Origin of the sequence: Prevotella sp. Sow4_E9_plate (assembly GCF_052116205.1) — a bacterium.
GTDB lineage: Bacteria > Bacteroidota > Bacteroidia > Bacteroidales > Bacteroidaceae > Prevotella.
Window position 1 is genome coordinate 1 of sequence record NZ_JBQKLN010000058.1, and the last position, 23,915, is coordinate 23,915.

At 45.9% G+C, this 23,915-nt stretch carries 28 protein-coding genes and 1 tRNA gene; 9 read left to right on the top strand and 20 right to left on the bottom strand.

The features are described 5' to 3' along the window. Positions 1-132: 132 nt before the first annotated feature. The 5 genes from araA (at position 133) to rpiB (ending at position 7,888) form a co-directional block, all read left to right on the top strand. Positions 133-1,674 (top strand): L-arabinose isomerase, encoded by a 1,542-nt coding sequence (gene araA / locus ACTQ53_RS15595; protein ID WP_441934049.1) that lies wholly within the window; start codon positions 133-135, stop codon positions 1,672-1,674. Positions 1,675-1,762: 88 nt separating this feature from the next. Then, complete coding sequence (locus ACTQ53_RS15600; RefSeq protein ID WP_294967577.1) at positions 1,763-3,355, top strand: FGGY-family carbohydrate kinase; 1,593 nt, start codon at positions 1,763-1,765, stop codon at positions 3,353-3,355. Positions 3,356-3,438: 83 nt separating this feature from the next. Then, positions 3,439-5,010, top strand: a complete 1,572-nt coding sequence (locus ACTQ53_RS15605) for an alpha-N-arabinofuranosidase (protein ID WP_153121786.1) — start codon at positions 3,439-3,441, stop codon at positions 5,008-5,010. 147 nt (positions 5,011-5,157) lie between these two features. Beyond that, a complete protein-coding gene (locus ACTQ53_RS15610) occupies positions 5,158-7,179 on the top strand; it encodes a transketolase family protein (protein ID WP_441934052.1) in 2,022 nt (673 codons plus the stop codon). A 265-nt stretch (positions 7,180-7,444) separates the two neighbouring features. Beyond that, complete coding sequence (gene rpiB, locus ACTQ53_RS15615; protein WP_153121784.1) at positions 7,445-7,888, top strand: ribose 5-phosphate isomerase B; 444 nt, start codon at positions 7,445-7,447, stop codon at positions 7,886-7,888. A 138-nt stretch (positions 7,889-8,026) separates the two neighbouring features. On the opposite strand, the gene ACTQ53_RS15620 is transcribed toward rpiB, so the two are convergent. Both ACTQ53_RS15620 and ACTQ53_RS15625 read right to left on the bottom strand, forming a co-directional pair. After that, complete coding sequence (locus tag ACTQ53_RS15620; protein WP_441934054.1) at positions 8,027-11,947, bottom strand: glycoside hydrolase family 2 TIM barrel-domain containing protein; 3,921 nt, start codon at positions 11,945-11,947, stop codon at positions 8,027-8,029. Positions 11,948-12,246: 299 nt separating this feature from the next. Next, a complete protein-coding gene (locus tag ACTQ53_RS15625) occupies positions 12,247-13,890 on the bottom strand; it encodes a Gfo/Idh/MocA family protein (RefSeq protein ID WP_441934056.1) in 1,644 nt (547 codons plus the stop codon). Positions 13,891-14,272: 382 nt separating this feature from the next. On the opposite strand from ACTQ53_RS15625, the gene ACTQ53_RS15630 reads away from it, so the two are divergent. Beyond that, positions 14,273-14,347: transfer RNA gene (locus ACTQ53_RS15630), tRNA-Arg, on the top strand. A gap of 272 nt (positions 14,348-14,619) precedes the next feature. Continuing rightward, the gene (locus ACTQ53_RS15635) at positions 14,620-15,756 is read left to right on the top strand and encodes a phage integrase SAM-like domain-containing protein (protein WP_441934058.1); all 1,137 of its coding nucleotides are present in this window, start codon (positions 14,620-14,622) and stop codon (positions 15,754-15,756) included. A 21-nt stretch (positions 15,757-15,777) separates the two neighbouring features. Here the strand turns inward: ACTQ53_RS15635 and ACTQ53_RS15640 are convergent, their stop codons facing one another. The 18 genes from ACTQ53_RS15640 to ACTQ53_RS15725 form a co-directional block, all read right to left on the bottom strand. Then, on the bottom strand, positions 15,778-16,185 hold the full coding sequence (locus tag ACTQ53_RS15640; protein WP_441934060.1) for a hypothetical protein: 408 nt from the start codon (positions 16,183-16,185) through the stop codon (positions 15,778-15,780). Between the two features lie 77 nt (positions 16,186-16,262). Continuing rightward, positions 16,263-16,625, bottom strand: a complete 363-nt coding sequence (locus ACTQ53_RS15645; protein WP_441934062.1) for a YopX family protein — start codon at positions 16,623-16,625, stop codon at positions 16,263-16,265. Then, positions 16,618-16,890 (bottom strand): hypothetical protein, encoded by a 273-nt coding sequence (locus ACTQ53_RS15650; RefSeq protein WP_441934064.1) that lies wholly within the window; start codon positions 16,888-16,890, stop codon positions 16,618-16,620. The genes ACTQ53_RS15645 and ACTQ53_RS15650 overlap by 8 nt, the downstream gene beginning before the upstream one ends. Position 16,891: 1 nt before the next feature. Then, positions 16,892-17,251 carry a hypothetical protein gene (locus tag ACTQ53_RS15655; protein ID WP_441934066.1) on the bottom strand — a complete coding sequence of 120 codons (360 nt, stop codon included), beginning with the start codon at positions 17,249-17,251 and terminating at the stop codon, positions 16,892-16,894. A 31-nt stretch (positions 17,252-17,282) separates the two neighbouring features. Beyond that, positions 17,283-17,546, bottom strand: coding sequence for a DUF7336 domain-containing protein (locus ACTQ53_RS15660; RefSeq protein WP_441934068.1), 264 nt, complete (start codon positions 17,544-17,546; stop codon positions 17,283-17,285). A 1-nt stretch (position 17,547) separates the two neighbouring features. After that, positions 17,548-17,724 carry a hypothetical protein gene (locus ACTQ53_RS15665; protein WP_441934070.1) on the bottom strand — a complete coding sequence of 59 codons (177 nt, stop codon included), beginning with the start codon at positions 17,722-17,724 and terminating at the stop codon, positions 17,548-17,550. A 110-nt stretch (positions 17,725-17,834) separates the two neighbouring features. Further along, complete coding sequence (locus ACTQ53_RS15670) at positions 17,835-18,005, bottom strand: hypothetical protein (RefSeq protein ID WP_441934072.1); 171 nt, start codon at positions 18,003-18,005, stop codon at positions 17,835-17,837. Positions 18,006-18,347: 342 nt separating this feature from the next. After that, positions 18,348-18,668 (bottom strand): hypothetical protein, encoded by a 321-nt coding sequence (locus ACTQ53_RS15675; protein ID WP_441934074.1) that lies wholly within the window; start codon positions 18,666-18,668, stop codon positions 18,348-18,350. Between the two features lie 4 nt (positions 18,669-18,672). Then, the gene (locus ACTQ53_RS15680) at positions 18,673-18,858 is read right to left on the bottom strand and encodes a hypothetical protein (RefSeq protein WP_441934076.1); all 186 of its coding nucleotides are present in this window, start codon (positions 18,856-18,858) and stop codon (positions 18,673-18,675) included. A gap of 4 nt (positions 18,859-18,862) precedes the next feature. Further along, a complete protein-coding gene (locus tag ACTQ53_RS15685) occupies positions 18,863-19,177 on the bottom strand; it encodes a hypothetical protein (RefSeq protein WP_441934078.1) in 315 nt (104 codons plus the stop codon). A 179-nt stretch (positions 19,178-19,356) separates the two neighbouring features. Further along, on the bottom strand, positions 19,357-19,608 hold the full coding sequence (locus ACTQ53_RS15690) for a hypothetical protein (protein ID WP_441934080.1): 252 nt from the start codon (positions 19,606-19,608) through the stop codon (positions 19,357-19,359). Positions 19,609-19,619: 11 nt separating this feature from the next. After that, on the bottom strand, positions 19,620-19,889 hold the full coding sequence (locus ACTQ53_RS15695) for a hypothetical protein (protein ID WP_441934082.1): 270 nt from the start codon (positions 19,887-19,889) through the stop codon (positions 19,620-19,622). A gap of 11 nt (positions 19,890-19,900) precedes the next feature. Further along, on the bottom strand, positions 19,901-20,068 hold the full coding sequence (locus ACTQ53_RS15700; RefSeq protein ID WP_441934084.1) for a hypothetical protein: 168 nt from the start codon (positions 20,066-20,068) through the stop codon (positions 19,901-19,903). 23 nt (positions 20,069-20,091) lie between these two features. Further along, positions 20,092-20,223, bottom strand: coding sequence for a hypothetical protein (locus ACTQ53_RS15705; RefSeq protein WP_262884577.1), 132 nt, complete (start codon positions 20,221-20,223; stop codon positions 20,092-20,094). A gap of 4 nt (positions 20,224-20,227) precedes the next feature. Next, on the bottom strand, positions 20,228-20,491 hold the full coding sequence (locus ACTQ53_RS15710) for a hypothetical protein (RefSeq protein ID WP_441934086.1): 264 nt from the start codon (positions 20,489-20,491) through the stop codon (positions 20,228-20,230). 73 nt (positions 20,492-20,564) lie between these two features. Further along, complete coding sequence (locus ACTQ53_RS15715) at positions 20,565-20,708, bottom strand: hypothetical protein (RefSeq protein ID WP_441934088.1); 144 nt, start codon at positions 20,706-20,708, stop codon at positions 20,565-20,567. Between the two features lie 4 nt (positions 20,709-20,712). Then, positions 20,713-20,868: a hypothetical protein gene (locus ACTQ53_RS15720; RefSeq protein ID WP_441934090.1), complete on the bottom strand. Its 156-nt coding sequence runs from the start codon at positions 20,866-20,868 to the stop codon at positions 20,713-20,715. A 5-nt stretch (positions 20,869-20,873) separates the two neighbouring features. Then, positions 20,874-21,053 (bottom strand): hypothetical protein, encoded by a 180-nt coding sequence (locus ACTQ53_RS15725; protein WP_441934092.1) that lies wholly within the window; start codon positions 21,051-21,053, stop codon positions 20,874-20,876. A 528-nt stretch (positions 21,054-21,581) separates the two neighbouring features. Between ACTQ53_RS15725 and ACTQ53_RS15730 the strand changes: the two genes are divergently transcribed. Further along, complete coding sequence (locus tag ACTQ53_RS15730) at positions 21,582-21,923, top strand: helix-turn-helix domain-containing protein (RefSeq protein WP_441934094.1); 342 nt, start codon at positions 21,582-21,584, stop codon at positions 21,921-21,923. Between the two features lie 971 nt (positions 21,924-22,894). After that, positions 22,895-23,668, top strand: coding sequence for a hypothetical protein (locus tag ACTQ53_RS15735; protein ID WP_441934096.1), 774 nt, complete (start codon positions 22,895-22,897; stop codon positions 23,666-23,668). Positions 23,669-23,915 lie beyond the last annotated feature (247 nt).

Consider the following 23,915-nt stretch of genomic DNA (forward strand, 5'->3'; position numbering starts at 1 on the left):
TTTTCAAAGAACTATTTCGTTACATGAAACGTTAAATATCAGAGCGTAATATTAACAATTAACAGGGATGTTTCCAGCTTGTTTTTAAGAACAGAGAACTGGACACCCTAACAATTAATACAACAAACAATCATGATTAAAGCATTTGAAAATTTAGAGGTATGGTTTGTAACTGGTGCACAGCTTCTTTACGGAGGCGAAACAGTTAAGATAGTTGATGGTCACTCAAAGGACATGGTAGATGGTCTGAACAACAGTGGCATCATCCCAATCAAGGTAGTTTACAAGGGCACAGCTAACTCTTCTGCAGAAGTAGAGGCCGTCATGAAGGCTGCCAACAACGATAAGAAGTGCGTAGGTATCATCACATGGATGCACACCTTCTCTCCAGCTAAGATGTGGATCAAGGGCTTGCAGGCTCTCGAGAAGCCTCTCCTCCACTTCCATACTCAGTACAACGCAGAACTCCCTTGGGATTCTATCGATATGGACTTCATGAACCTCAACCAGTCAGCTCACGGCGACATCGAGTTCGGTCACATCTGCACCCGCATGCGCATCCCTAGAAAGGTTGTTGTAGGTTACTGGAAGAGCGAAGAGGCTCAGAAGCAGATTGCTACATGGGCTCGCGTAGCTGCAGGTGTTGCTGATGCTCACAACGTACGCTGCTTGATGTTCGGTATGAACATGAACAACGTAGCCGTAACAGATGGCGACCGCGTAGAGTTCGAGCAGCGCTTGGGTTACCATGTAGATTACTACCCAGTATCTTCACTCATGGAGTACTACAAGAAGGTAACAGATGCTGAGGCTGATGCTCTCGTTGAGGAGTACAAGAAGGAGTACACCATCAAGATTGATGAGTCTGGCGAGGAAGTTTACTGGGAGAAGGTGAAGAACGCAGCTAAGGCTGAGATTGCTCTCCGTCGCGTATTGAAGGATGAGAACGCAGTAGCATTCACAACCAACTTCGATGACCTCGGCGATGCTGACATCGACGATCCAAACTTCTGCGGTTTCGACCAGATTCCTGGTTTGGCTTCACAGCGCCTGATGGCAGAGGGTTATGGTTTCGGTGCTGAGGGTGACTGGAAGACAGCTTGCCTCTACCGCACACTCTGGGTAATGAACCAGGGCTTGGAGAAGGGTTGCTCATTCCTCGAGGACTACACACTCAACTTCGCTGCCGACCGCACATCTAGCCTCCAGAGCCACATGCTCGAGGTTTGCCCATTGATTGCTTCAGACAAGCCAAAGCTCGAGGTTCACTTCCTAGGCATCGGTATCCGCAAGCAGCAGACAGCTCGTTTGGTATTCACATCTAAGACAGGAAAGGGTGTTAAGGCAACTGTAGTTGATCTCGGCAACCGTTTCCGTCTCATCGCAAGTGAGGTAGAGTGCATCGAACCACAGGCAATGCCTAAGCTCCCTGTAGCTTCAGCTCTCTGGGTTCCACAGCCAACCTTCGAGATTGGTGCAGGTGCTTGGATCCTCGCTGGTGGTACACACCACAGTGCATTCTCTTACGACATCACTGCTGAGTACTGGGAAGACTTCTGCGAGATCCTGGGTATTGAGTTCGTCAACATCGACAAGAACACAACTATCAGCAGCTTCAAGCAGCAGCTCCGCAACAACGAGATTTACTACATGCTCAACAAGGCGTTGAGATAATTTAAGTGAAGAGTGAAGAGTGAAGAACGAAGAGGGAAGAATTCCATTGCTTTTCTCTTTGTTCCATCCATTAAAAAAAGAATCAATAATGAGAGCAAAAACTATTATAGAATCAGGTAAGGCCATCCTCGGTATTGAGTTTGGCTCTACCCGAATCAAGGCTGTCTTGATTGACACCGACAACAACCCTATCGCACAGGGTAGCTTTGAGTGGGAAAACCAGTTGGTTGATGGTCTCTGGACTTACAGCATCGACACAATCTGGAAAGGTTTGCAGGATTGCTATGCCGACCTCCGCAAGAACGTGAAGGCTGAGTACGACTGTGAAATCAAGCAGTTGGCTGCCATCGGTATTTCTGCGATGATGCACGGCTACATGGCTTTCGGTAAGGATGAGAACATTCTCGTTCCTTTCCGCACATGGCGTAACACCAATACAGCCAAGGCTGCAGCTGAACTTTCAGAGCTCTTCCACTTCAACATCCCATTGCGTTGGAGTATCTCTCACGTATATCAGGCTATCCTGAATGGTGAGGACCACATCAACAAGATTGACTTCCTTACCACTCTCGCCGGTTATATCCACTGGCAGCTCACAGGCAAGAAGGTTCTGGGCGTAGGCGACGCATCAGGTATGCTCCCTATCGATTCCAACACCAACAACTACGATGCAGAGATGGTGGCTAAGTTCGATAAGCTCATCGAGCCTAAGAACCTGGGCTGGAAGATTCTCGACATTCTCCCTGAGGTCTTGAACGCAGGCGAAGACGCTGGCGCCCTGACCGAGGAAGGTGCTAAGAAGCTCGACCCATCAGGCACTCTCCAGGCTGGTGTTCCTCTCTGTCCTCCAGAGGGTGATGCTGGCACAGGTATGGTGGCTACCAATGCTGTCCGTCAGCGCACCGGTAACGTAAGTGCAGGTACTTCTTCTTTCTCTATGATCGTGTTGGAGAAAGCCTTGAGTCAACCTTACGAAGTCATTGATATGGTGACAACTCCAGATGGTAGTCCTGTTGCCATGGTTCACTGCAACAACTGTACTTCTGACCTCAATGCATGGGTTGGTTTGTTCAAGCAGTACCAGGAGTTGCTCGGTGTACCTGTGGATATGAACGAGGTATTCGGCAAACTCTACAACCACGCTCTCGAAGGCGATGCTGATTGCGGTGGTTTGATTGCTTACAACTATATCTCTGGTGAGCCTGTAACCGGTTTGGCAGAAGGTCGCCCAATGTTCGTACGTTCAGCCAACGACCACTTTAACCTCGCCAACTTCATGCGCGCCAACCTCTATGCTTCAGTAGCTGTATTGAAGATTGGTAACGATGTCTTGTTCAAGAACGAGAAGGTACAGGTAGACCGCATCACCGGTCATGGCGGTTTGTTCAAGACCAAGGGTGTAGGTCAGCGCATCCTCGCTGCAGCCATCAACTCCCCTATCTCTGTGATGGAGACAGCAGGCGAAGGTGGTGCATGGGGTATTGCCCTGCTCGCAGGCTATCTCGTAAACAATGCAGAGAAGCTGAGCCTGGCTGATTACCTCGACAAGAAGGTATTTGCCGGCAATACTGGTGTTGAAATCGCGCCTACTGCAGAAGAAGTAGCTGGTTTCGACAAGTATATTGAGACCTACAAGGCAGGTCTTGCCATTGAAAAGGCAGCTGTTGAGAACAAAAACTAACAAAATATCAATACGTTTGTGGGGAATCAGTCTCCACAAACGTATTCTTATAAAAGAACAACAAAAATAAAACTTATAAGATAATGAAGAAACTTTTCGCAACCACATTGCTTTCTGCAGCAGTTGCATTCACCGCACAGGCTCAGAATGTAACCGGAACAATTCATGCCAACCAAGGCAAGCAGAAAATTAATAAAGAGATTTACGGACAGTTTGCCGAGCATCTCGGTAGCTGCATCTATGGTGGACTCTGGGTAGGTCCTGATTCCAAGATTCCTAACACACAAGGTTACCGTAACGACGTGCTCCAAGCTCTCAAGGACTTGAAAGTGCCTGTATTAAGATGGCCTGGAGGATGTTTCGCAGACGAGTATCACTGGATGGACGGAATCGGGCCACGTGAAAATCGTCCTAAGATGCAGAACAACAACTGGGGTGGAACCATCGAAGACAATTCCTTCGGTACTCACGAGTTCCTGAATCTCTGCGAAATGTTGGGTTGCGAGCCTTACATCAGCGGAAACGTGGGTTCGGGAACTGTTGAGGAACTTGCCAAGTGGGTAGAATACATGACCAGCGACGGCGATACACCTATGGCTAAGCTCCGCCGACAGAACGGTCGCGACAAGGCTTGGAAGGTAAAGTACCTCGGTGTGGGCAATGAGAGCTGGGGCTGCGGTGGCAACATGCGCCCAGAATACTACTCTGACCTCTTCCGCCGTTACTCTGTTTATTGCCGCAACTATGATGGCAACGAACTCTACAAGGTTGCTTCCGGAGCCAGCGACTACGATTACAACTGGACCAAGGTGCTGATGGACCGTGTTGGTCATCGTGCCAACGGAATCTCCTTACATTATTATACAGTAACCGGCTGGGAAGGCAGCAAGGGTTCGGCTACCAAGTTCGACAACGACGATTACTACTGGACCATGGGCAAGTGCCTCGGCATTGAGGATGTCATCAAGAAGCACGAAGCCATCATGGACAAGGCTGACCCAAAGAAGCAGATTGGTCTTCTCGTAGATGAATGGGGAACCTGGTGGGATGAGGAACCAGGAACCATCAAGGGCCACCTCTATCAGCAGAACTCCATGCGCGATGCTTTCGTGGCAGCCCTCTCGCTCAATGTCTTCCATCGCCATGCTGACCGCATCAAGATGGCAAACATCGCTCAGGTGGTCAACGTGCTCCAGTCTATGATTCTCACCGACACCAAGGGAACCGGTCACATGGTTCTGACTCCTACCTATCATGTTTTCAACATGTACAAGGACTTCCAGGAGGCTACCTATCTCCCAATGGACGTGAAGTGCGACTCTATGGACGTTCGTGGCGACAGCCATGCGAAGGACGGCAGAAAGATTCCTCTGGTTTCTACATCTGCTGCCAAGAAGGCAGACGGAACCATCGTGGTTTCTCTTGCAAATGTTAGTCTTGACAAGGCTCAGGAAGTTGAGTTCAAACTGGATGGCGCAGCTGCTCCAAAGGCTGTAAACGGACAGATTCTTTCTTGCAAGAAGGTGACCGACTATAATGATTTTGAGCACCCTGAGGTAGTGAAGCCTGCCGTGTTCAAGGATGCAAAAGTCAAGAAAAATACCCTCAAGGTTAAAATTCCTGCAAAATCTATCGTAGTTTTGAAAATAAAGTAGTATATTTGTAGGGAAAAATCTAAATTTCATCAGCTCTTTTCATATAAGGAGCTGATGAACAAACAGTTCGACATTCTGAAACAGAATTGTCAAAGGAATATTTCAGCAGAAAACAATCAATAATAACAAAATAAAGTAATTTGTGTTATGAACGACATTAAAGTAATGAATCATGCAGCAGATAATATCCGTATCTTGGCTGCTTCAATGGTAGAAAAGGCAAACTCTGGTCACCCAGGTGGTGCTATGGGTGGTTCTGATTTCATCAACGTACTCTTCGCAGAGTACTTGGTTTATGATCCAGCAGATCCAACATGGACTGGTCGTGACCGCTTCTTCCTCGACCCAGGTCACATGAGCCCAATGCTCTATGCTGGTTTGGCTTTGCGTGGTTTCTTCTCAATGGAAGACCTCAAGCAGTTCCGCCAGTGGGGTTCAGTAACTCCAGGTCACCCAGAGCTCGACCTTGAGCGTGGTATTGAGAACTCATCAGGTCCTCTCGGTCAGGGTCATGCCCTCGCAGCTGGTGCAGCTTTTGCAGAGAAGTTCCTCGAGGCTCGTCTGGGTTCTACTATGATGCAGCACAAGATTTACGCATATATTTCTGATGGTGCTGTAGAGGAGGAAATCTCTCAGGGTGTTGGTCGTATCGCTGGTAACCTCGGTTTGAACAACCTTATCATGTTCTACGATTCTAACGACATCCAGCTCTCTACAGAGTGTGGCGTTGTAATGAACGAGGATACAGAGATGAAGTACAAGGCTTGGGGCTGGAATGTCATCAAGATCAATGGTAACGACGTGGCTCAGATTCGTGAGGCTCTCGATGCTGCCCAGAAGGAGCAGGATCGCCCTACCCTCATCATCGGTAAGACCGTAATGGGTAAGGGTGCTCTCCGCGCAGACGGCACAAGCTACGAGGCTTGCATCAATACTCACGGTGCTCCTCTCGGTGGCGACGCTTACGTAAATACAATCAAACACCTCGGTGGTGACCCTGAGAATGCATTCGTTATCTTCGACGATGTAAAGGAGATTTACGCAAAGCGTGCTGAGGAGTTGAAGAAGATCGTTGCTGAGCGCAAGGCTGCAGAGGCAGAGTGGCGCAAGGCTAACCCAGAGAAGGCCGCTCAGATGGATGAGTGGTTCAGCGGCAAGGCTCCTAAGGTAGACTGGAGCAAGGTTGAGCAGAAGGCTGGTTCAGCTACTCGTGCTGCTTCTGCTGCTTGTCTCGGTGTTTTGGCAGAGCAGGTTCCTAACATGATCTGTGCATCTGCTGACCTTTCTAACTCAGATAAGACAGATGGTTTCTTGAAGAAGACCAAGAGCATCGTTCGTGGTGACTTCTCAGGTGCTTTCTTCCAGGCAGGTGTTGCTGAGTTGACAATGGCTGATATGTGTATCGGTATGATGCTCCACGGTGGTGTGGTTGCAGCAATGGGTACATTCTTCGTATTCTCTGATTATATGAAGCCAGCTGTTCGTATCGCTGCCCTGATGCAGGTTCCTGTTAAGTTTATCTGGACTCACGATGCATTCCGCGTTGGCGAGGACGGACCTACTCACGAGCCAGTTGAGCAGGAGGCACAGATCCGCCTGATGGAGAAGTTGAAGAACCACGCTGGCAAGGACAGCGTTCGCGTATTCCGTCCTGCAGATGCTGACGAGACTACCGTTTGCTGGAAGCTTGCTATGGAGAACGTTGAGACTCCTACAGCTTTGATCTTCTCTCGCCAGGGCATCGCTAAGTTGCCAGAGGGAACAGACTATGAGCAGGCTGCCAAGGGTGCTTACATCGTAGCAGGCAGCGATGAGAATCCAGACGTTATCCTGGTAGCTAGCGGTTCTGAGGTTTCTACATTGGAGGCTGGTTGCGAGGCTTTGCGTGCTGACGGCATCAAGGTTCGCGTGGTAAGTGCTCCATCAGAGGGCTTGTTCCGCGGTCAGAGCAAGGAATATCAGGAGAGCGTATTGCCAAAGAACGCTAAGATCTTCGGTATGACTGCCGGTCTTCCTGTAACACTCCAGGGTCTCGTAGGTGCCAACGGTAAGGTTTGGGGTATGGAGAGCTTCGGTTTCTCAGCTCCTTACAAGGTACTTGATGAGAAGCTCGGTTACACAGGCGAGAACGTTTACAAGCAGGTAAAGGCTTTCTTGGCTGAAGCATAAAGTTAAGTGAAGAGTGAAGAACGAAGAGTGAAGAATTCAATGGTTTTATTTTCGGATAATCTTTTGAATCATCTTCAGCTATTCGCTCTTCACTCTCCTTTTCATATTTATCAAGTGGGGCATGTTTCGTGTTTCATGTAAGATGAATACAGAATCTTATCCCTTTAATATTTTATTAACCTGGTGAAGCGATGAAGCAGGTATGCGAGAGAAAAAGGATTTGAATTCTTCACTCTTCGTTCTTCACTTAAAAAACTTAAGTATTATGGAAGTAAAGACAGTTGGTATTGCATGCGACCATGCAGGTTTTCCATTGAAGCAGTTCGTTTTGGAATATTTGGAAAAGAAGGGTTATCCTGTTAAGGATTACGGTACTTATAGCGATGCTAGTGTAGACTATCCAGACTTTGGTCACGCTCTTGCTGAAGGCATTGAGAGCGGTGAGGTTTATCCTGGTATTGGTATTTGTGGCAGTGGTGAAGGTATTGCCATGACATTGAATAAGCATCAAGGTGTGCGTGCCGGTTTGGCATGGTGCAAGGAGATTGCTCATCTTGTTCGTCAGCATAATGATGCCAATGTTTTGGTTCTTCCTGGCCGTTTCGTTGACAACAAGACCGCTGAGACTATTCTCGACGAGTTCTTCAGCACCACATTCGAAGGTGGTCGTCATGAGCGCCGCGTTAAGAAAATCCCTGTTCAGCACTAATCCCAGTCTGAACTGAAAGGATTTTTAAAAAAGGTTTTCAAAAAAATATCGCCCTGAAATGAAACTCAACTCATTTCAGGGCGATTTGTATATATGGGGTAATTTAAAGCTTCTGCCCTTTCTGGTCGTGTGGGCTTTTTATTCCGTTACAAGAGTGAACTCAGCTCCGGAAGCATAGTCCTGACCGCTCTGTTCATTCAGTGCACGCAAGCGGACGTAGCGTGCCTTGACTGGCTTTCCGAACATTACCTTCTGCAATTTGGCTGTCTTCTCGAAACTGCCCTTTGCAACAGGTTCTCCCCAAGTCTTGTTATCGTTGCTTACATAGATTTCGTAATCCTTGATGCAACCATTCAGCGAACCGTCCTGACGTGCCAGGTAAGTGAAGCCCTTGATTACCTTCTGCTTACCAGCATCGAAGTCAACCCAGTGAGGATACTTCGCCAAGGTGATGGAATACATCGTGTGCCAGATAGTTGAAGGGTCACCGTCTACCAGATAGGCAGCATCGCCCTCATCAGGCTCCTGGCTGGAAGCAAAGGCGATCTGCAAACCGGTGTTCTGCTGGTTCTGCTTCATCTGCTGCATGATGTCCTTCACCATCTTTCTGCCCGTAGCTGAAACCTTCACTAGATTTGGAAGCTCTGACTTCACGGCTGGACGGATGATGAATCCGAAGGTGGTTGGAGTGCTGCGAACCTGATCAGGAGTCAAAGGACCACCCTGTCCGCAACTTGCGCCACCCAGACCGGTAACCTTTGCATCCAGGTGCAGATGGGTTCCGCTGCTCTTTGGCAACTGATAAGGATGAGCAGCCAAGGTCAATTCCTGCTGACTCCAAGGGAGAGCCGAAGCCGACATGGTGCTGTCGGAGATGAACACCACGCCCTGCTGCTGGCTGTTGGTAACTGCGCACCAGCGAACCTCCTCGCGGTTGCCCTGTGCCTGAGGCTTAGGAAGCATAATGCCCTGCTCTGCCACCGGACTGTGGTACCAACCGATAAACTGGCTGGTTTTGCGGTCGTTATAGTTGTTCACCGGTCCACGGCCGTAGTAATCATACTGGTTCAGCTCGCTTGGCAATACCATAGAGTAACCGATGCGAGGCAGGATTACCTTAGAACGGTTGGCTCCGATGGCGCTCTGCATTTCGATGGAACCGTCCTTGTAGATGGTGTAGATCTGACGGGAAGTGAACTTCAAGTCAGCATCTGTCAGGGCGCGCTTGTTCTTCTCGAAATTGTAGCAAGACTCTGGGTTGCGGTCACGGTTGCCATAGTTCACGTCGCAGCCTTCCTTGCCCTGGCTCTCCACGGTGAAGTCGAGCTTGTAGGTTCCATCCTTCTTGTTAGGAGTGCAGGTCCAGCTCTTCACCACGTGCTGCAGGTCATAGAGTCCGTTCTTGAACCATGCGTTGTGGTAACCGATTCCGGCATCGTTATCCGTAGGCGCACGGTAAGCATCCAGCTGAGGACCATTGCCATCCTTGATGATTATCTGGTTGCCGTACTTCAGGCTGTAGATGGATCCGGTGTTCAGGTCGAAAGCCACCAGGAAGTTCTCGCCCGTGATGCTGGCACGTTTAGCAGCCTTATCCAGCTGATATTTCATCGCCTTTCCGGTCTTGGCAACTGCAGCGATAGAAGGTGCGGCAACATCAGCACCCTTCACTCTCAGCTGCTCTTCCATCTGCACATACCCCTTCTTGGCCCAAGGCATGTCCTTGCCCAGAAGGAACTGGACGGTCACGAAGTACTCGCTGTTAGCATCCAGACTTGCATAATCGTATGGCAAGGTGTAGATTCCCTTCTCGCGAGGACCTACGATGTTCTTGGCTCCCTGCAATGGCTGATTCTTTTTCACGCAGACTCCGTCCTTATAGAGCGACCATACTATCTGATAGTTCTTCAGAGGCTCGAAGTAGTTCTTGTTGAAGATTTCAATCTGTCCCTGCTTCATGTCGATTGCCTTAACGCCCACATTCTGGTAAACCTTCTTTACCTCGAAATACTGAGCCTTTGGAGTGAGGTCAGGACGCATGATTCCGTTCATGCAGAACATTCCGTCGTTAGGCTTGTTGTCCTTTCCGAAGTCGCCTCCGTAAGCCCAGTAGGTCTTGCCGGTAGCAGGGTCCTGCTTGTCCAGAGCCTGGTCTACCCAGTCCCAGATGGCGCCACCCATGAAGAAGTTGGTGCTCTCGATAGCATCCCAGTAGTCGATGAGGTTTCCGCAGGCATTTCCCATGGAATGCGCATATTCTGAGATGTGGAACGGATACTTCAGCTTGTACTTGCCCTGAACGGCTCCCTGCACCCATGCGATGGATGGATACTGGTTGGAACCCATGTCCACGATATCGTTGTTGCGCTCATACTGAACCGGGCGACTGGTGTCGTAAGCCTTGATGGCATTGTAGCAGTCCACGAAGGTCTTGCCCGGACCAGCCTCGTTACCCAGACTCCAGATCACCACGGAAGGATGATTGACTGTAGCGTGAACCATCTCCATGTTTCTTGCGATGTGGGCGTTACGGAACTCCGGAACGTGAGAAAGACTCTGCTTGCCGTAGTAATACTCATGGCTCTCGATGTTTGCCTCGTCCTCCAGGTAAATGCCGTACTTGTCGCACAGATAGTACCAGTAAGGCGCATCCGGATAGTGGCAGTTGCGCACGTGGTTGATGTTGCCACGCTTCATCAGGAATACCTCATGCTCCATCTGTTCGCGGCTCACGGTGTGGCCTGCCTTAACATTGTTCTCATGACGGTTCACACCCTTCAGCTTGATAGGCTGACCGTTCAGATAATAGTATCTTCCCGCCAGTCCGAACTCATCCTTTTCTGCCGGAGTTTCCTTGATTTCCACCTTTCTGAAACCAACGAAGGTAGAGAAAGTCTGCACGGTTCTGCCCTTTCCGTCCTTCAGCTCGCCCACCAGCGTGTAGCGATGAGGTGCTTCTGCACTCCAGAGGTTCACCTTGTTGGCAGCATCCAGCGTAGCTTCGAGTTCGATTTCTCCCTTTGCGTTCAGCTTGCCAGCGAGCTTAGCCGATGCGGTTACACCGCTGAGCAGGGTGTTCTCATCAGAATAAAGGCGGTTGGCGTAGAGTGAATACTGGATAGTGTAGCCCTTGATAGCCTTCTTCGATAGATTCTGAAGCTGGGCTGTGATGTGGAGCTTGGCGTTGCTGTAGGTTTCGTCCAGGTCAGGAATTGCCTTGAAGTCTCTCACCTGCACCTGAGGCTTTGCCGTCAGCGCCACGGTACGGAAAATACCTGGCAGTCGGAACATGTCCTGGCTTTCGAGGAACGAACCGTCAGAATGGCGGTAAACCTCTACTGCCACCGTATTCTCTTCACCCTCCTTATTTAAATAAGGTGTAATATTGAATTCAGCCAGATTTCGGGAGTTCTTCGAGAATCCTACGTATTTGCCGTTGATGTAGAGATAGAAGAAGGAATCCACTCCGTCGAAGTTGAGATAGATTTCCTGTCCCTTCCAGTCGGCAGGCACGGTGAAGGTTCTGCGATAGGAGCCCACCTCGTTGCGGTTACGGTAGGTCATCCAGTCTTTTGGCGGTGTACGCATCACTCCACCCTTCCAGTCGTTCATCGGCTGCCAGGAGTGCTGGAAGATAACGCGCTGGTTGGAGTAAAGTGGATCTCCATACTTGTTCTTTCCGTCTCTCTGCAGTCCAGCCATGTTCCAGTTCATCGGCACCTTGATGTCGTCCCATTTCGAAACGTCATAGTCTGTACGGAAAAAGTCCTTTGGCCGTTCATCAGGATTCGGCGCCCAATGGAATTTCCACATTCCGTCGAGTGATTTCCAATAGGAACTGTTTTCCGGCAATACCTTTCTCGCCTCGTCAATATTTCTGAACGAGAAGAACCAGGCATGTGGCTGTAGCTTGTTAACTGCCACGGAATCAGGACTTTGCCATTCCCATCCCGTAGGTGCTTCCTGCTGTTGGTAGAAATATCCTCCCAGCACGTCGCCTGCCCAGGCAGGAGAGCAGCACAGTATTCCAGCGAATAGTATTAAATGAGTTCTTTTCATTTGTTGATTTTTGTATTAAGTTTTTCCTAGTTAGAAAGTTCCCCCATCGCCTGTATAAATCATGGCAATACGCCCTGAAAGGGCAGAAGCCCCTAGCCCAGGGCAACGCCCCGGGTATACGGGCATTCAATAAAAACGCCCTGTAAGGGCAAAAGCTTTTTAAATCGTCTGGCCTTTGAAGCTTTTGCCCTTACAGGGCGACAGGCTTGCGACCATAATTAACCCAGGGCGCTGCCCTGAGCTTAGGAGCTTCTGCCCTTTCAGGGCGTGTGGGGAAAAATGCGAAAGTTCTATAATCCTTATTTCTTGGCAACCATTGCCTTCTTGGCTACAACTACCGCCTTCTTGTACTTGGCTGTTGCGCTCTTCACTGCCTTCGCATTGTTTGCCTTCTTGGCAGCAGCTACGGCGTCATAGAGCTTCCACAGATTATACTTGGCTGTTGCAGCCTTCTGAGCCTTGGTGTAAGCAGCGGCAGCTGCCTCGGTAGCAGCCTCGTCCTCAGGAGAAGCATACTGGTGCTTGTAACCCTGCACCTTGTTCCAGAAACCACGGGTGAAGTCTGGGAAGGCTACGGGTGCACAGTTGTTGTCCATTGAGATGGCTCCCAACTCTGCCAGTGAGCACCACTCAGCCAGGTCGTAAACGTCCATATCCAATGGCAAACCGTTCTGCAGACAGTAAACCAATCGAGAATCCATGATGAAGTCCATACCGCCGTGACCCATCTGACGGCCCAGCTCACCATACTTCTTGAGGATAGGATGATAATACTTCTTCACCAACGCTTCCTTCTGCTCCTTGTTCATGAATCCGTGAGCATTGAGGTTGTCCATCTGAGGAGCACCTGTACCCTTCAAAGCATCACCAGAGAGAGCAAACTCCTCGGTAGGATACTTGGTAGCATAACCCTTGGTTCCGGTCAACTTGAACAATCGGTTGTATGGCTGAGGAGTCATCACGTTGTGCTGAATCTCCACTACCTTACCCTTGGCTGTACGCATCAAGGTAGTAGTGTGGTCGCCATTGCGGAACTCCTTGCACTCCTTGCCGCTCTTCTTTGAAACCCAGTCCTTGCCTACGAATGATTCCGTATCCATTGCAACCAATGTTGTGAAGCGGTCGCCACGGTGGATGTTCAGACACTGAGCCACAGGACCCAAGCCGTGAGTAGGATAAACGTCACCACGGTTCTCCATGTTGTACTTCATGCGCCAGTGCAGATTGTCCTTGTCATTGTCATTAGGATCCTGCCAGTAAGCATTCCAGAAGTCCTCCAGGCAGTGGATGTAAGCACCCTCAGCACGGATGATGTTTCCGAAAACACCGTCCTGCGCCATAGCCAGGGCGTTCATCTCATAATAGTCATAGCAGCAGTTCTCCAGAATGAAGCAATGCTGACGTGTCTTCTCGCTGAGGTCAATCAGGCTCCAGCACTGTTCCAGGTTCATTGCACTAGGCACCTCGATGGCAGTATGCTTGCCGTTCTCCATCGCCATCTTAGCCACTGGGAAATGGTGATTCCAGTCGGCAGCGATGTAAACCAGGTCGATGTCCTTGCGCTTGCACAACTCCTCGTAGCCCTTGGCTCCGCTGTAGATGTCGGCAGGCTTCAATCCCTGCTTGCGGAGATACTCCTGAGATTTCTCGGCTCTAGCCTCTTCATAATCACAAAGGGCAACGATTTCTACACCAGGAATGTGGCAGAAACGCATCACAGCCCATGGACCACGCATTCCCAGACCCACAAAGCCCACACGTACTGTCTGCAACTTTGGAGCCTTCAAACCCAAAACGTTCTCCTGTCCGGCAGGACGCTCAGGTGTGTCAACTACGATTGTACCCTTGTCCCAATGCCATTTAGTACTTGGTGACAAAGACTGTGCGCCAGCTGTCAGAGAAAATGCAGCCAAAGACGCAATCAAAAAACTCTTAATTTTCATCCCTAAATTCTGCGACACAGTTAGTTAGCAATATTATTATATTAGGTTCAGAGCATCTAAAAAGCCCCAGTTTATCATCTCAGATGTTCCGTCTGTCTTTGTGTCGCATTAAGAGACAAGGCAAAAATCTGAATGACAGTACAAAATTACAAATAATTTCTGAAACCACAAACTTTTTTTATAGATTTTTTATGAATTAATAGGTGATAAAGCAATTATTTAAAAATGTAGACGTTTATAAAGCTGACCAACCAGTCGAAGATGAAAGGGCAAAAGCTTTATAAAAAACGAGTTTTTAAGAAATAGTTGAAAAAAAATTTGGTAGTTCCAAGAAAAAGTATTACCTTTGCAGCCGCAAACAAGAAAAAGGACTAAGGAAAATGGTTCCGTAGCTCAGTTGGATTAGAGCAACAGCCTTCTAAGCTGTGGGTCTTGGGTTCGAACCCCAACGGAATCACTCAGTCGTTACAAAATAACGCTAGAAATAGAATTTTATCTAAAAAGAATACGGATGTAAGTCACTTATAATCAAGTACTTATCTCCGTATTTTTTGTTTTGGGCGGTCTTGGTGCTGGAAATAGGCTGGTATTTACTTGTCGTTGACTGGTCTACGTTCTAAAGTGCCTTAACCTCCTGAAAACTAGCCTAATAGGTAGTAGTTGCTGTAAATGTTAAATTTGGGGTGTGTTATCAAAATGTTATCAACTCCGTAAAATTATGTTATCAAAATGGCTAGTATTAATTTAAGCTTCGTTCACAATCGGTTGAAAAGAGGGACTTCACAGAAGCCAGTTTCCATCGAATTGCGGTTCAGTTACAAATCTGAGCGCAAGTACATTTCAACCGGTATCAAGGTCACTCCCAACCAGTGGTCTTCAAACCAAAACCGCATCATCAAGCACAAGGATGCTGCTGTACTCAACGAGCAGCTGGAAGCCTTTGAGGAGCGTGGTAGAATCGTCTTGAACAAAATGTTGAAGGAAGGTATCACGGATTTGTCTCTGATTCCTGCGCTTTTCAATGGTGAGCAAGACAAGAACATTTCATTCATTGATTACTGCAAGAAGAGAATGAATGAACGCAAGGTTCATGATCATACCAAGAAGCGCTATGCTGTGTTTATCAGATTCCTGCAGGACTGGGGTAAGATTATCTCATTCTCTGACTGTAACGTATCTAATGTGCGTGCCATGGATGAGTTCCTTCACAAGCAGGGCAAGGCTCAATGCACCATCTACGACTATCACAAGTATCTAAAGCTGTTCATCAATGATGCTATGATAGACGGCTTGCTGGAGCAGAATCCATACAAGTTTCTGCCATTCCATATTGGCAAGGGCGAAAAGCAGTATGTTGACTGCTGCACAGAAGAGCAGTTCAACGAAATCAAGACGCTTGACCTTTCCACTCCTCATTTGCAGGCGGCAAGAGATTTGTTTCTCTTCCAATGCTACACCGGACTGGCATACTCTGACCTTGCTTCATTCGATTACGCCAACTGCGTTGAAAAGGATGGCAAGAGGTTCTATCATTCCAAGAGAACGAAGACTGATACTGATTTCGTGTTCCAGCTACTATCCCCTGCTGTAGAGATTCTTGAAAAATACGATTTCTCGCTGCCAAAGATTTCCAATCAGAAATATAACGACTATCTCAAAGTTATCGGACAGATGGTCGGGGTTGAGCGTCTCCACTCTCACATGGGGCGTGCCACGGCTGCTACGCTCTTCCTTTCGAAGGGTATGTCTATCAATATCGTGGCAAGGGTGCTCGGTCATACTACCTTGCGCCAAACCACAAGATACGCCCGAACTCTGAGCAAGGACGTACAGTCTGCCTTTGATGCGCTGGAAGGCAAGATGTAATAAACGATTAAAGGGTAGCCATTACTGACTACCCTTTTCCTTGTCTCGTTCTCTTTTCTCTTGTATCGCATTTCGTATATACTCACCCTTCTTGTCTAGAAGGCTCTTTAGAAACTCCAATGTTTCCTCGTCAACACGAAAGCATACCTTGCTGGATAGGACTTCTTCTCCCTTACGCTTGCCTCCTGCTCCAGCTCGCCTTCCACCCCAGTTAGGGTGGATGCTCATCTTCTTTGGCTTGCCCTTGTTGGTAAGGGTCATTTTCGACTTCAACTTATCCTTCACGTAAACCTCAGCTATCAATGCGCCTGGAGTGGTGCGCAAGCATGATATAACGATTGATTCCAGATTCTTTGCGTCCGTGAAGAAGGTTTCCGTCTCGTCAATGATTACCAAATCATCATACAATACGATTCTTGCCTTTTCCATACTCGTTTTCTTTTATCCCAGTACTGCCATCAATATCGTGAACAGAAATATTAACAGTACAAACCATTCCTGCTTACTCATGCTTTACCTCCTTTCTTATCGAATTTGTTACCGATTACTTTCAGTTGGTTATTACGTAACATCCCACCTAAAGTGTTTGGATATAGAACTGGAAATTCGGTATTCACCAAACTGAAACTAGTGTTTCCTTGATTCCAAACTACCTCGAAGATGGTGTCTGTCTTCTTATTTCTGAGCAAATCATGCTCGTAGATAGGAACTCCTTCACAATCCCGTGTTCCGGTAAATTGACAGAGAGTGTCGGTGTCTATAGTAGGATTAATATTTCCTCTCGAAAAGAACTGACTATTAGCATAAGGTAGGCAATCTAACCACATTTCTGTTTTTATTAGCTTTGCCTTGAAATTGATTTCACTCATATCTCCCCTCCTCGATTACTCCTATCGGCTTGATGTCGTTGACGGTCTCATCCTCTGTAAAGAAGGAGATTTTCATGTTGTCACTCACATACCCCATTGCAATTACATTATCCTTGCTATCCTTGATGATGCAAATATCCCCTCTCACCTCGTTCTGAGTCTTCAGATACTTGATTGCAGCGTCTTTCACTGCTAAAGGATTCATTTCCTTTGTAATCGTCTCCCCTGACTGAGGGAAGACGAAAATAAACTCTTGCTTGTTCATATTAGTTCTCCTTATAATGAAAAAATAATGCTACTCCACGATTATCACTATCTATGTTCACGAACAACTTATCATTAAAATCTGATACATCGGTACTCTTGCAATCAAATTCCTCTTTATTCAGAAGCTGGCAAAGTATCTCATTGTTGACGGATGCCGATGTACTGGGAGCTACTTTTCCCAGTCTGTCAACATAAGCTGCAAAACTTAGGAATTTCACCTGCAAGGGTGTAATACCGAAATAACCGCAATACAGTTCCTGCAATCTGTCTGTATCTGTACTTGCGTAGTTCTTTCCGAACAATCGGGATAGAAGTTCCTTCTTCATCCCTTCGTCAATACTGTAAAATCTCTTTTTCATAATCTCTAAAATTCAAATAAAAAACGATTGCTCATACTACCTCATTCTCTGTTATTAATAGCTGCTCCCAAATATACTCATTCTTGTTAGTAATCTCGAAGAGTGTCGGATGGTCCTCGGAAACCTCATACTCACCGCAAAATGCTTGCTCGTATGATTCAAGCACCTTCTGTTTTTTCTCTGCCAGCATTTCCTTTGCCTTGGTCTTGGTGGTATAGACTCCCAAAACGTTTACCTCTGTGTCACTCTCGTTTCCATAGAGTTCTGTCAATACAAAAACTATCTGCTTTCTCATGTTACTTTTCCTCCTTCTCTTCTACATCAAATGAAACACTCTCCAACTCGCCAGTGCCTTCAAGCTGACCGGTATCATACATTGTTCTTGCGAATTTTTCAGCGTATTCCTCCGAAATATCGGAACACTCGACCTTGTAGACTACCTTCTCAACGATTTCTACTACATACTTTTTCATAATCAAATCCTTTCTTTTTAAAATTAATACTTGTGGGTGGATGGTACTTTGCAACCAGTCTGTATCGGCTTGAATACCGCATTCACCCTATGGAAGTTTAACAATAACCTCTACTTGATTTTCTCTAGACAAGTGCTCTTGCTTACCTGCATTCCGTTCGTAAGATAATATCTCTCGGCAAATGGTGTCTGCTTGATGATGCAAGTTGTCTTGGCTCTGTATCTGTTCCCGAACTTATCTACGTGGATGGCGTCTCGGAAGCATGTTATTACTATCGTCATGGATTAACTTCTCTAAATTGTCACTCAATCTAACTGCCTTAGTTGTCTTCATAATTTTATCTCCTATATTTTTTTGTTTGTAACAATGAATTGTCTTTATACTATCTGTATCAATAAAAGTTTTTCCCTCAGTTCTCGTGACTATAATTGCATTTAAGTCGGGAACAAAACGAAAATCTTCTTCGCAATAAGGTCTTATCTCTGTTGAGTTCCCCATTCCACCACTTCCGTTGATGGTTATAACAATTCTGTTGTTGTACTTATCACACAACAAAACTGCGTACTCTATAGCTTGTCTTACTAATAATGGATTCATATCTTAATCTCCTATAATTTAAATTGTTACTTGTTATTGTTAACCATTCTAGCGGCATAGGTTCTGCCGATAATCTTGTTAACTTCTGCCTGCTGCGGATAGTCGGTGCAGTCGGCAAAGTCCTCCTGCTCCTCGTAAAAGCGTGCTACGGTCTTCAATTCGTGAAGGCTGGCTTTGGTGTAGTCCTTTGCCGGATTCACTTGGCGAAGATTCTCGCAAGTTCTGCAATACTCGATGAAGTTTATCAACTCCTTGCGCTCTGTGTCTTGTGTTCCTGCTCCTTCTATTGCCAAAGGTAGGATGGCTGCTGCTATCACTACCAATGCTAACTTAATGCTCTTCTTCATATCATTACAAATTAATCTTATTGTTTATCTCCTTTAATGTCTTGTATGTCTCCGGAAACAACTCCAAATGTGCCGCCATGAAGACTGCGTAACCAACTGCCTTTGCATAGGCTGATGTTGTTGTTTGATAGAGTAACGCTCTTAAAGCGTCATACTCCTTGTCTGTAAGTTCTAACTTATTCTTCTTCATTGTCTTATCTCTTTTCAAGTTTAATATCTACGATATATGGTAAAGCGTGTTGCGGCTTGTTGTCCTCGTTCGAGAAGAAAAACTTATTCAATCTATTGTTGAAGGTGCTCTCGTTCTTCTCTATTGTACTCGTTATCATTTTCTCGCTTATCTGTTCCGAACGCATGATAACGAAGTGGTTCTCCGCTTGTATTCCGTTCATTTCTCGCTTTGCTACTGCCACAAGTCCGAAATCTGCGTGAAAGAACATATACTGATAACCAGTGAATATTACGTCAACTCTGTTGCGTGATGTCTTTGTTACTCTGATGATGTTCATACTACTCGTCCTCCATATCTTTAGCGTCTCTGATTCTGTAACCTGCCAATGCGCCAAACAAAGCGCATAAAACATAAATTGTAATGTCCATAACTTAATCCTTTCTTTTAAATTGTTAATATTGTGCGGTCTCACGGCTTGAACGTGATGTGCTCCTCTATTCGCTAACCGCTCCATGTTTACTTCTTTCCAAAGTTGAAGATTTTGATAAACTGATAGAAGGTCTTGTGTCCTACAAGGTGAAACAAGTCTTCAATGATGTACTCCTTGCATTCCTTTGTGCATTCTCTGTACACTTCCTGCATCTTCTCTTCTGTCATGTTTCCACATGTAAGCCAGTAGAAGAATAATGCACCTAGGCTCTCGTAATTGTTTGAGCCATCATAAAACTTCTTCTGCTGCTCGTATGTCTTGTTTCTTCTCTTTGCCATAATCGTATTCTTTAAAATTTCATATACTCTTTGTTGGTGTGATAGGCGTTGAAGTAAACTTCACGCTTTTTCTTGATGTCTCTATTATTTCTTAAATCTAAGCCATGTAACTCATAGATGCGATTTCTGTACGTATAGAAAATACATTCTATTTTATCAACTCTGTTGATAATTTTTTCGTAATCATCTCTATTAATGGTGCTTTTGCCAAAGTCACGCATTAAATACTCTGTCATACGAATTTGCTGCTTATTTAAAATCTCTAATGATTTCTTTCTCATAATCGTACACTTTAATCGTTCAACTTTGCCTTAATTTCTTTGAACTCCTTCAATCGCTTATGCGCTATTGGAGTGCCATCGTGTTTTGAAAGATAATCCTCTAGAAGGATTATTCTATCTTCAATAGCTGATGTGATATTTACTATCTCATCGCTCGTAAGTGTTATTGTCTTGTCCATTGCCTTAATTGTTTAATGGCTGATTACTCTTTCCACCAATCGGAAACGTCACTTCTCTTGAGGTTTCTCATTTCCAAAAACTCTTTGAGGGTGCTGCAATAAGTGTTCATTGAATAGCAATCACCCTTCAATATAACATGTACTTCTTTAGCCATAGTCTTATTTTAATGTTGTTATTGTTACCATGTAGATAACTTTACATTCCGAGTTAGATAACTCCTTAGATACGCGCGCATACTGAGTGTAATAGTTGCCATGTGTATCTTTGAAACGTCCTACGTACTTGTAGCCAACTTCCTTGTTAGCTTGTTTTGCGTGTTTTACTACATTTTCGTTAAGCACTTTGGAGAAACTTTCCGTCCAAAATGTATGTCCGTTTGTTCGTTTGTAAATGCTATACATGTTTACCAAATATTTTTCCATAATCTTTTGTCCGTTAGGCGTGGGGAGGGGCGTCAGCCCCGTGGGGGCGCTGCCCCCTTATCCCCAGCGGTTTTTACTTACTCATTTCATACACCCAAAGTTTACCCATTGTCTTCCACCCGAAGGCTTCTGCTTCTTCTCTAGTATCGAATTGTCTTACAATACTAGGAGACTCGTTAGGGTCTACTGGCTCATGTACTAATATATACTTCTTCATATCCTTACAATTTACTTATTATCTGTCTGAGTGAAACTCTTTCCTTTGGAGTGAGGTAGATGCGGTTAGCTCCTTCCTCGCTTCCGGCAACCTCATGCAGGATATACTTAAGCACCCACAACTGGTTAAGCGTTAACTCTAGCTTCTTTACTGTTGCCATAGTCTTTAAATTTTATAATCGAATGTCTGTGCAAGCACATTATCATACAAATCTCTTGTCTTCTCAACGCTGCCAGCCTTCCAGTGAAATGGATTCTCTTTAGCTGTTCTGCGAAGTATGTTGGCAACCACGATAGCTTCTGCCTTTGTTAGTTCCAACAAAATCATTGGTTTTTCCTTTTCCATAATTGTTAATGTTAAATTGTTAAACTTCAAAATAGTGCAGGTGTACGTTTGCTCCCAACGTTCACAAGCTATATGTGACCTAGCTCCCTCACTTAACGTTCGTGGGTCAACGTGTTTCGATATTTCTCTAGTCTAACACGACTAGCGTTTTTCCATCTTGCGTGATGAGTGTTTGAGACTTCTTTGTCTTTGTCCTTTTAGAGTGTGACAACTCGGTGTACGATGTCCTCGGGTTTTCAAGAGTATTCACTTCTCCGTATTGCTGACTAACATCATCTTATATAGCGGTTGTTTCTCATCAATTCACTAATGCGCCATCCCACCGCTTGAAATCTTGAACTTGTTCTTGATTTCGATTGCAAAGATAAGGTAATTTTTTAATTCCTGCAAGTTTTTCAAGAACAATTTTCAAATTTAGCCTTATTTTTAACTCTCATTAATAAAATATTGCCTTAATTTTACAGATATTAAGTAAAATGTTACTTTATTTTTTGTATCTTTGCACCCAAATTATTAAGGTATTATTTTATGGCATTTAAAACGAATAGCAACATTAAGATAAATCTCAAAGAGATATTGAAAGAAAAGGGAGTTACTTCTAAGGAGTTAGCGGAACGATTGGGCGTTACATCGGTGACAATTAGCTATATTGTTACTAACAAAACTGCCCCTTCGCTAGAAATGCTTTGCAGAATAGCTAAAGAACTAAATGTTAAACTTTCAACCCTTCTAGGCGAAGAGCCTTTGCGACTGGTTGATGATTCAAAGGAGTTCGCTTCCTTCATTCGCTACAAGGGCATCCATTACACGGCCGATACGCTGGAGGAGTTCTTCAAGCAAGTTGAGGAGTTGAAGGAGATTGCAAGATGATAGTACTACAACTTATCGTGTGGATCGATTCACTCTTCTTCCAGGCGCCAGCCCCACACGGCATGGGGAGGGCGCCCTGCGCCCGTGGGGGCGCTGCCCCCTTATCCCCCGAAGGTTTTCTTCTTCCCCCTACAGAGAGATACACCCACATAACCTTCAACCATAAAAAACAACTTCTCCAACTAGGAAAAAATATTTCTCCAACTAGAAAGATAGAAAAGCACACTCCTGCAAACCTTGCAAACCTTGCAAACCCTGCAAAGACTAAGACTTGGTACGGAGAGGGTACAGAGTTGGTACGGAGAAGGTCTAGGCTCATTCACCATTTGTTCTATTTTGTTCTAACCATCATTTTTCATTGTTCTATTTCGTTCTATTTTGTTCTAGTTGTTCTAAAACCTAGATGAGCGGTAAATCCTGCACAAAACCTTGAAATCTACGGAAAATCCACAAAATCGGCTCTAATCTGCACAAAAATGGCTCTTAAACGGCTCAAAACTTGCGAATTTGAGAGAAATCCCGACCATCTGCCCTAAAATCGCAAAAATCAGCGAAAATGATAGGAGTTCGTGCTTGTTCGTGTCAGACAGACATCAAAACAGCCTAAAATCGAAATGTTAAACTTTACTATGCGCACGTGCGTACCTATTAATGCAAAACGACTTTTTTGTTTGCAAAATAACTTCATTTGTGAAATAAGAACTTTCTTTACATTACGTCTTTGTTTTCCCTTATGGAGTGAGCGAGACTAAAGTCTTTATTATCAAGCTATTAGCGTTTTTGGCTATTTGTCAGTTTATCTTACAAAATAAGGCTTCTTGAAGGGGTTGAGGTAAACGGTTTCGTAGATGTTTGCGCCCCGACTAACAAATTTATGGTTTTTGGCGAAAACTCGGGGTAGTTTGGAATACCGCAAAACGTACCCCCAAATATTATATATTTGCCCCCGAAAACTCTAAATAATTGCAATTATGATGGAAATATTATCAAAAATCCCAAAGAATTTGACCTCATCACCAGTGCTTGGTGAGAAGAAAGAGTGGATTGCGACTGCTGCAATGCTGGCTGGATCTGTTGCGTCCTCTCTGTTTGGTGCTAACAAGGCGAAGAAGGCGGCTAGACGAGCACAAGCCGAGAACCGGTACAGAACGAACGCTGAGAAGGCTTGGTACGACAAGGAGTACAATACGGACTATCTAGACACCAAAGCAGGGCAGAACCTCATGAGACGAGCGCAGGAAGTGCAGAACGAGTACATCCGCAAGGCTGATGGCGCTGCTGCTGTTGGCGGTGGAACTGCTGCAAGCGTGGCAATGGCGAAGGAAGCCGCCAACAAGGCTATGGGCGACACGATAGCCAACGTAGCGGCGCAGGATACGGCTCGCAAGCAGCATGTGGAGGATGTTCACCTTCAGAACACCCAGCAGTTGTCAAGAGAGCGCCAGCAGATAGAGCAGCAGAAGGCGCAGTCAACCAGTGATGCAGCGCAAAACATGTCAAATGCGCTGATGTCGGCAGGTGTGAACCAGATGGGGTCACAACTCGAAGGCACAAAGGCGCTGAATAACAGCAAGTTAGGCAATAACACACCTTCGATTGATACCCAAAAGCTAACAGACGTTGGTAAGATGGCGCCTAATCCGCTGAATGGGGTTGCAACTCCTAGTGGTGGAGTCAATGGGTTAGGGGCAGACCCGCTGGAACTGGCGACTGGTGTGCATTATAAGGGTAAGGTATACAAGTAGCCGTCACCTTGGGGCAGTGAGAGATGGCATCATGGCAAGGGCATAGGGACACCCCAAGACCCCCACCCCCTTTGACCACCGTTGCAAATTATAGTAGATAAATACATAAATAAAAATCCTCCCCCCACCCCCCCTCCAGACCGTCCGAAAACCTTGATTTTCTGCTTTTTATCACTGTTTTGAGGGCATATAAAGCCCTCTAAGCTAGTCTGGGGACCAGCTCTAAAATTTCGATTTCTAATAAAAT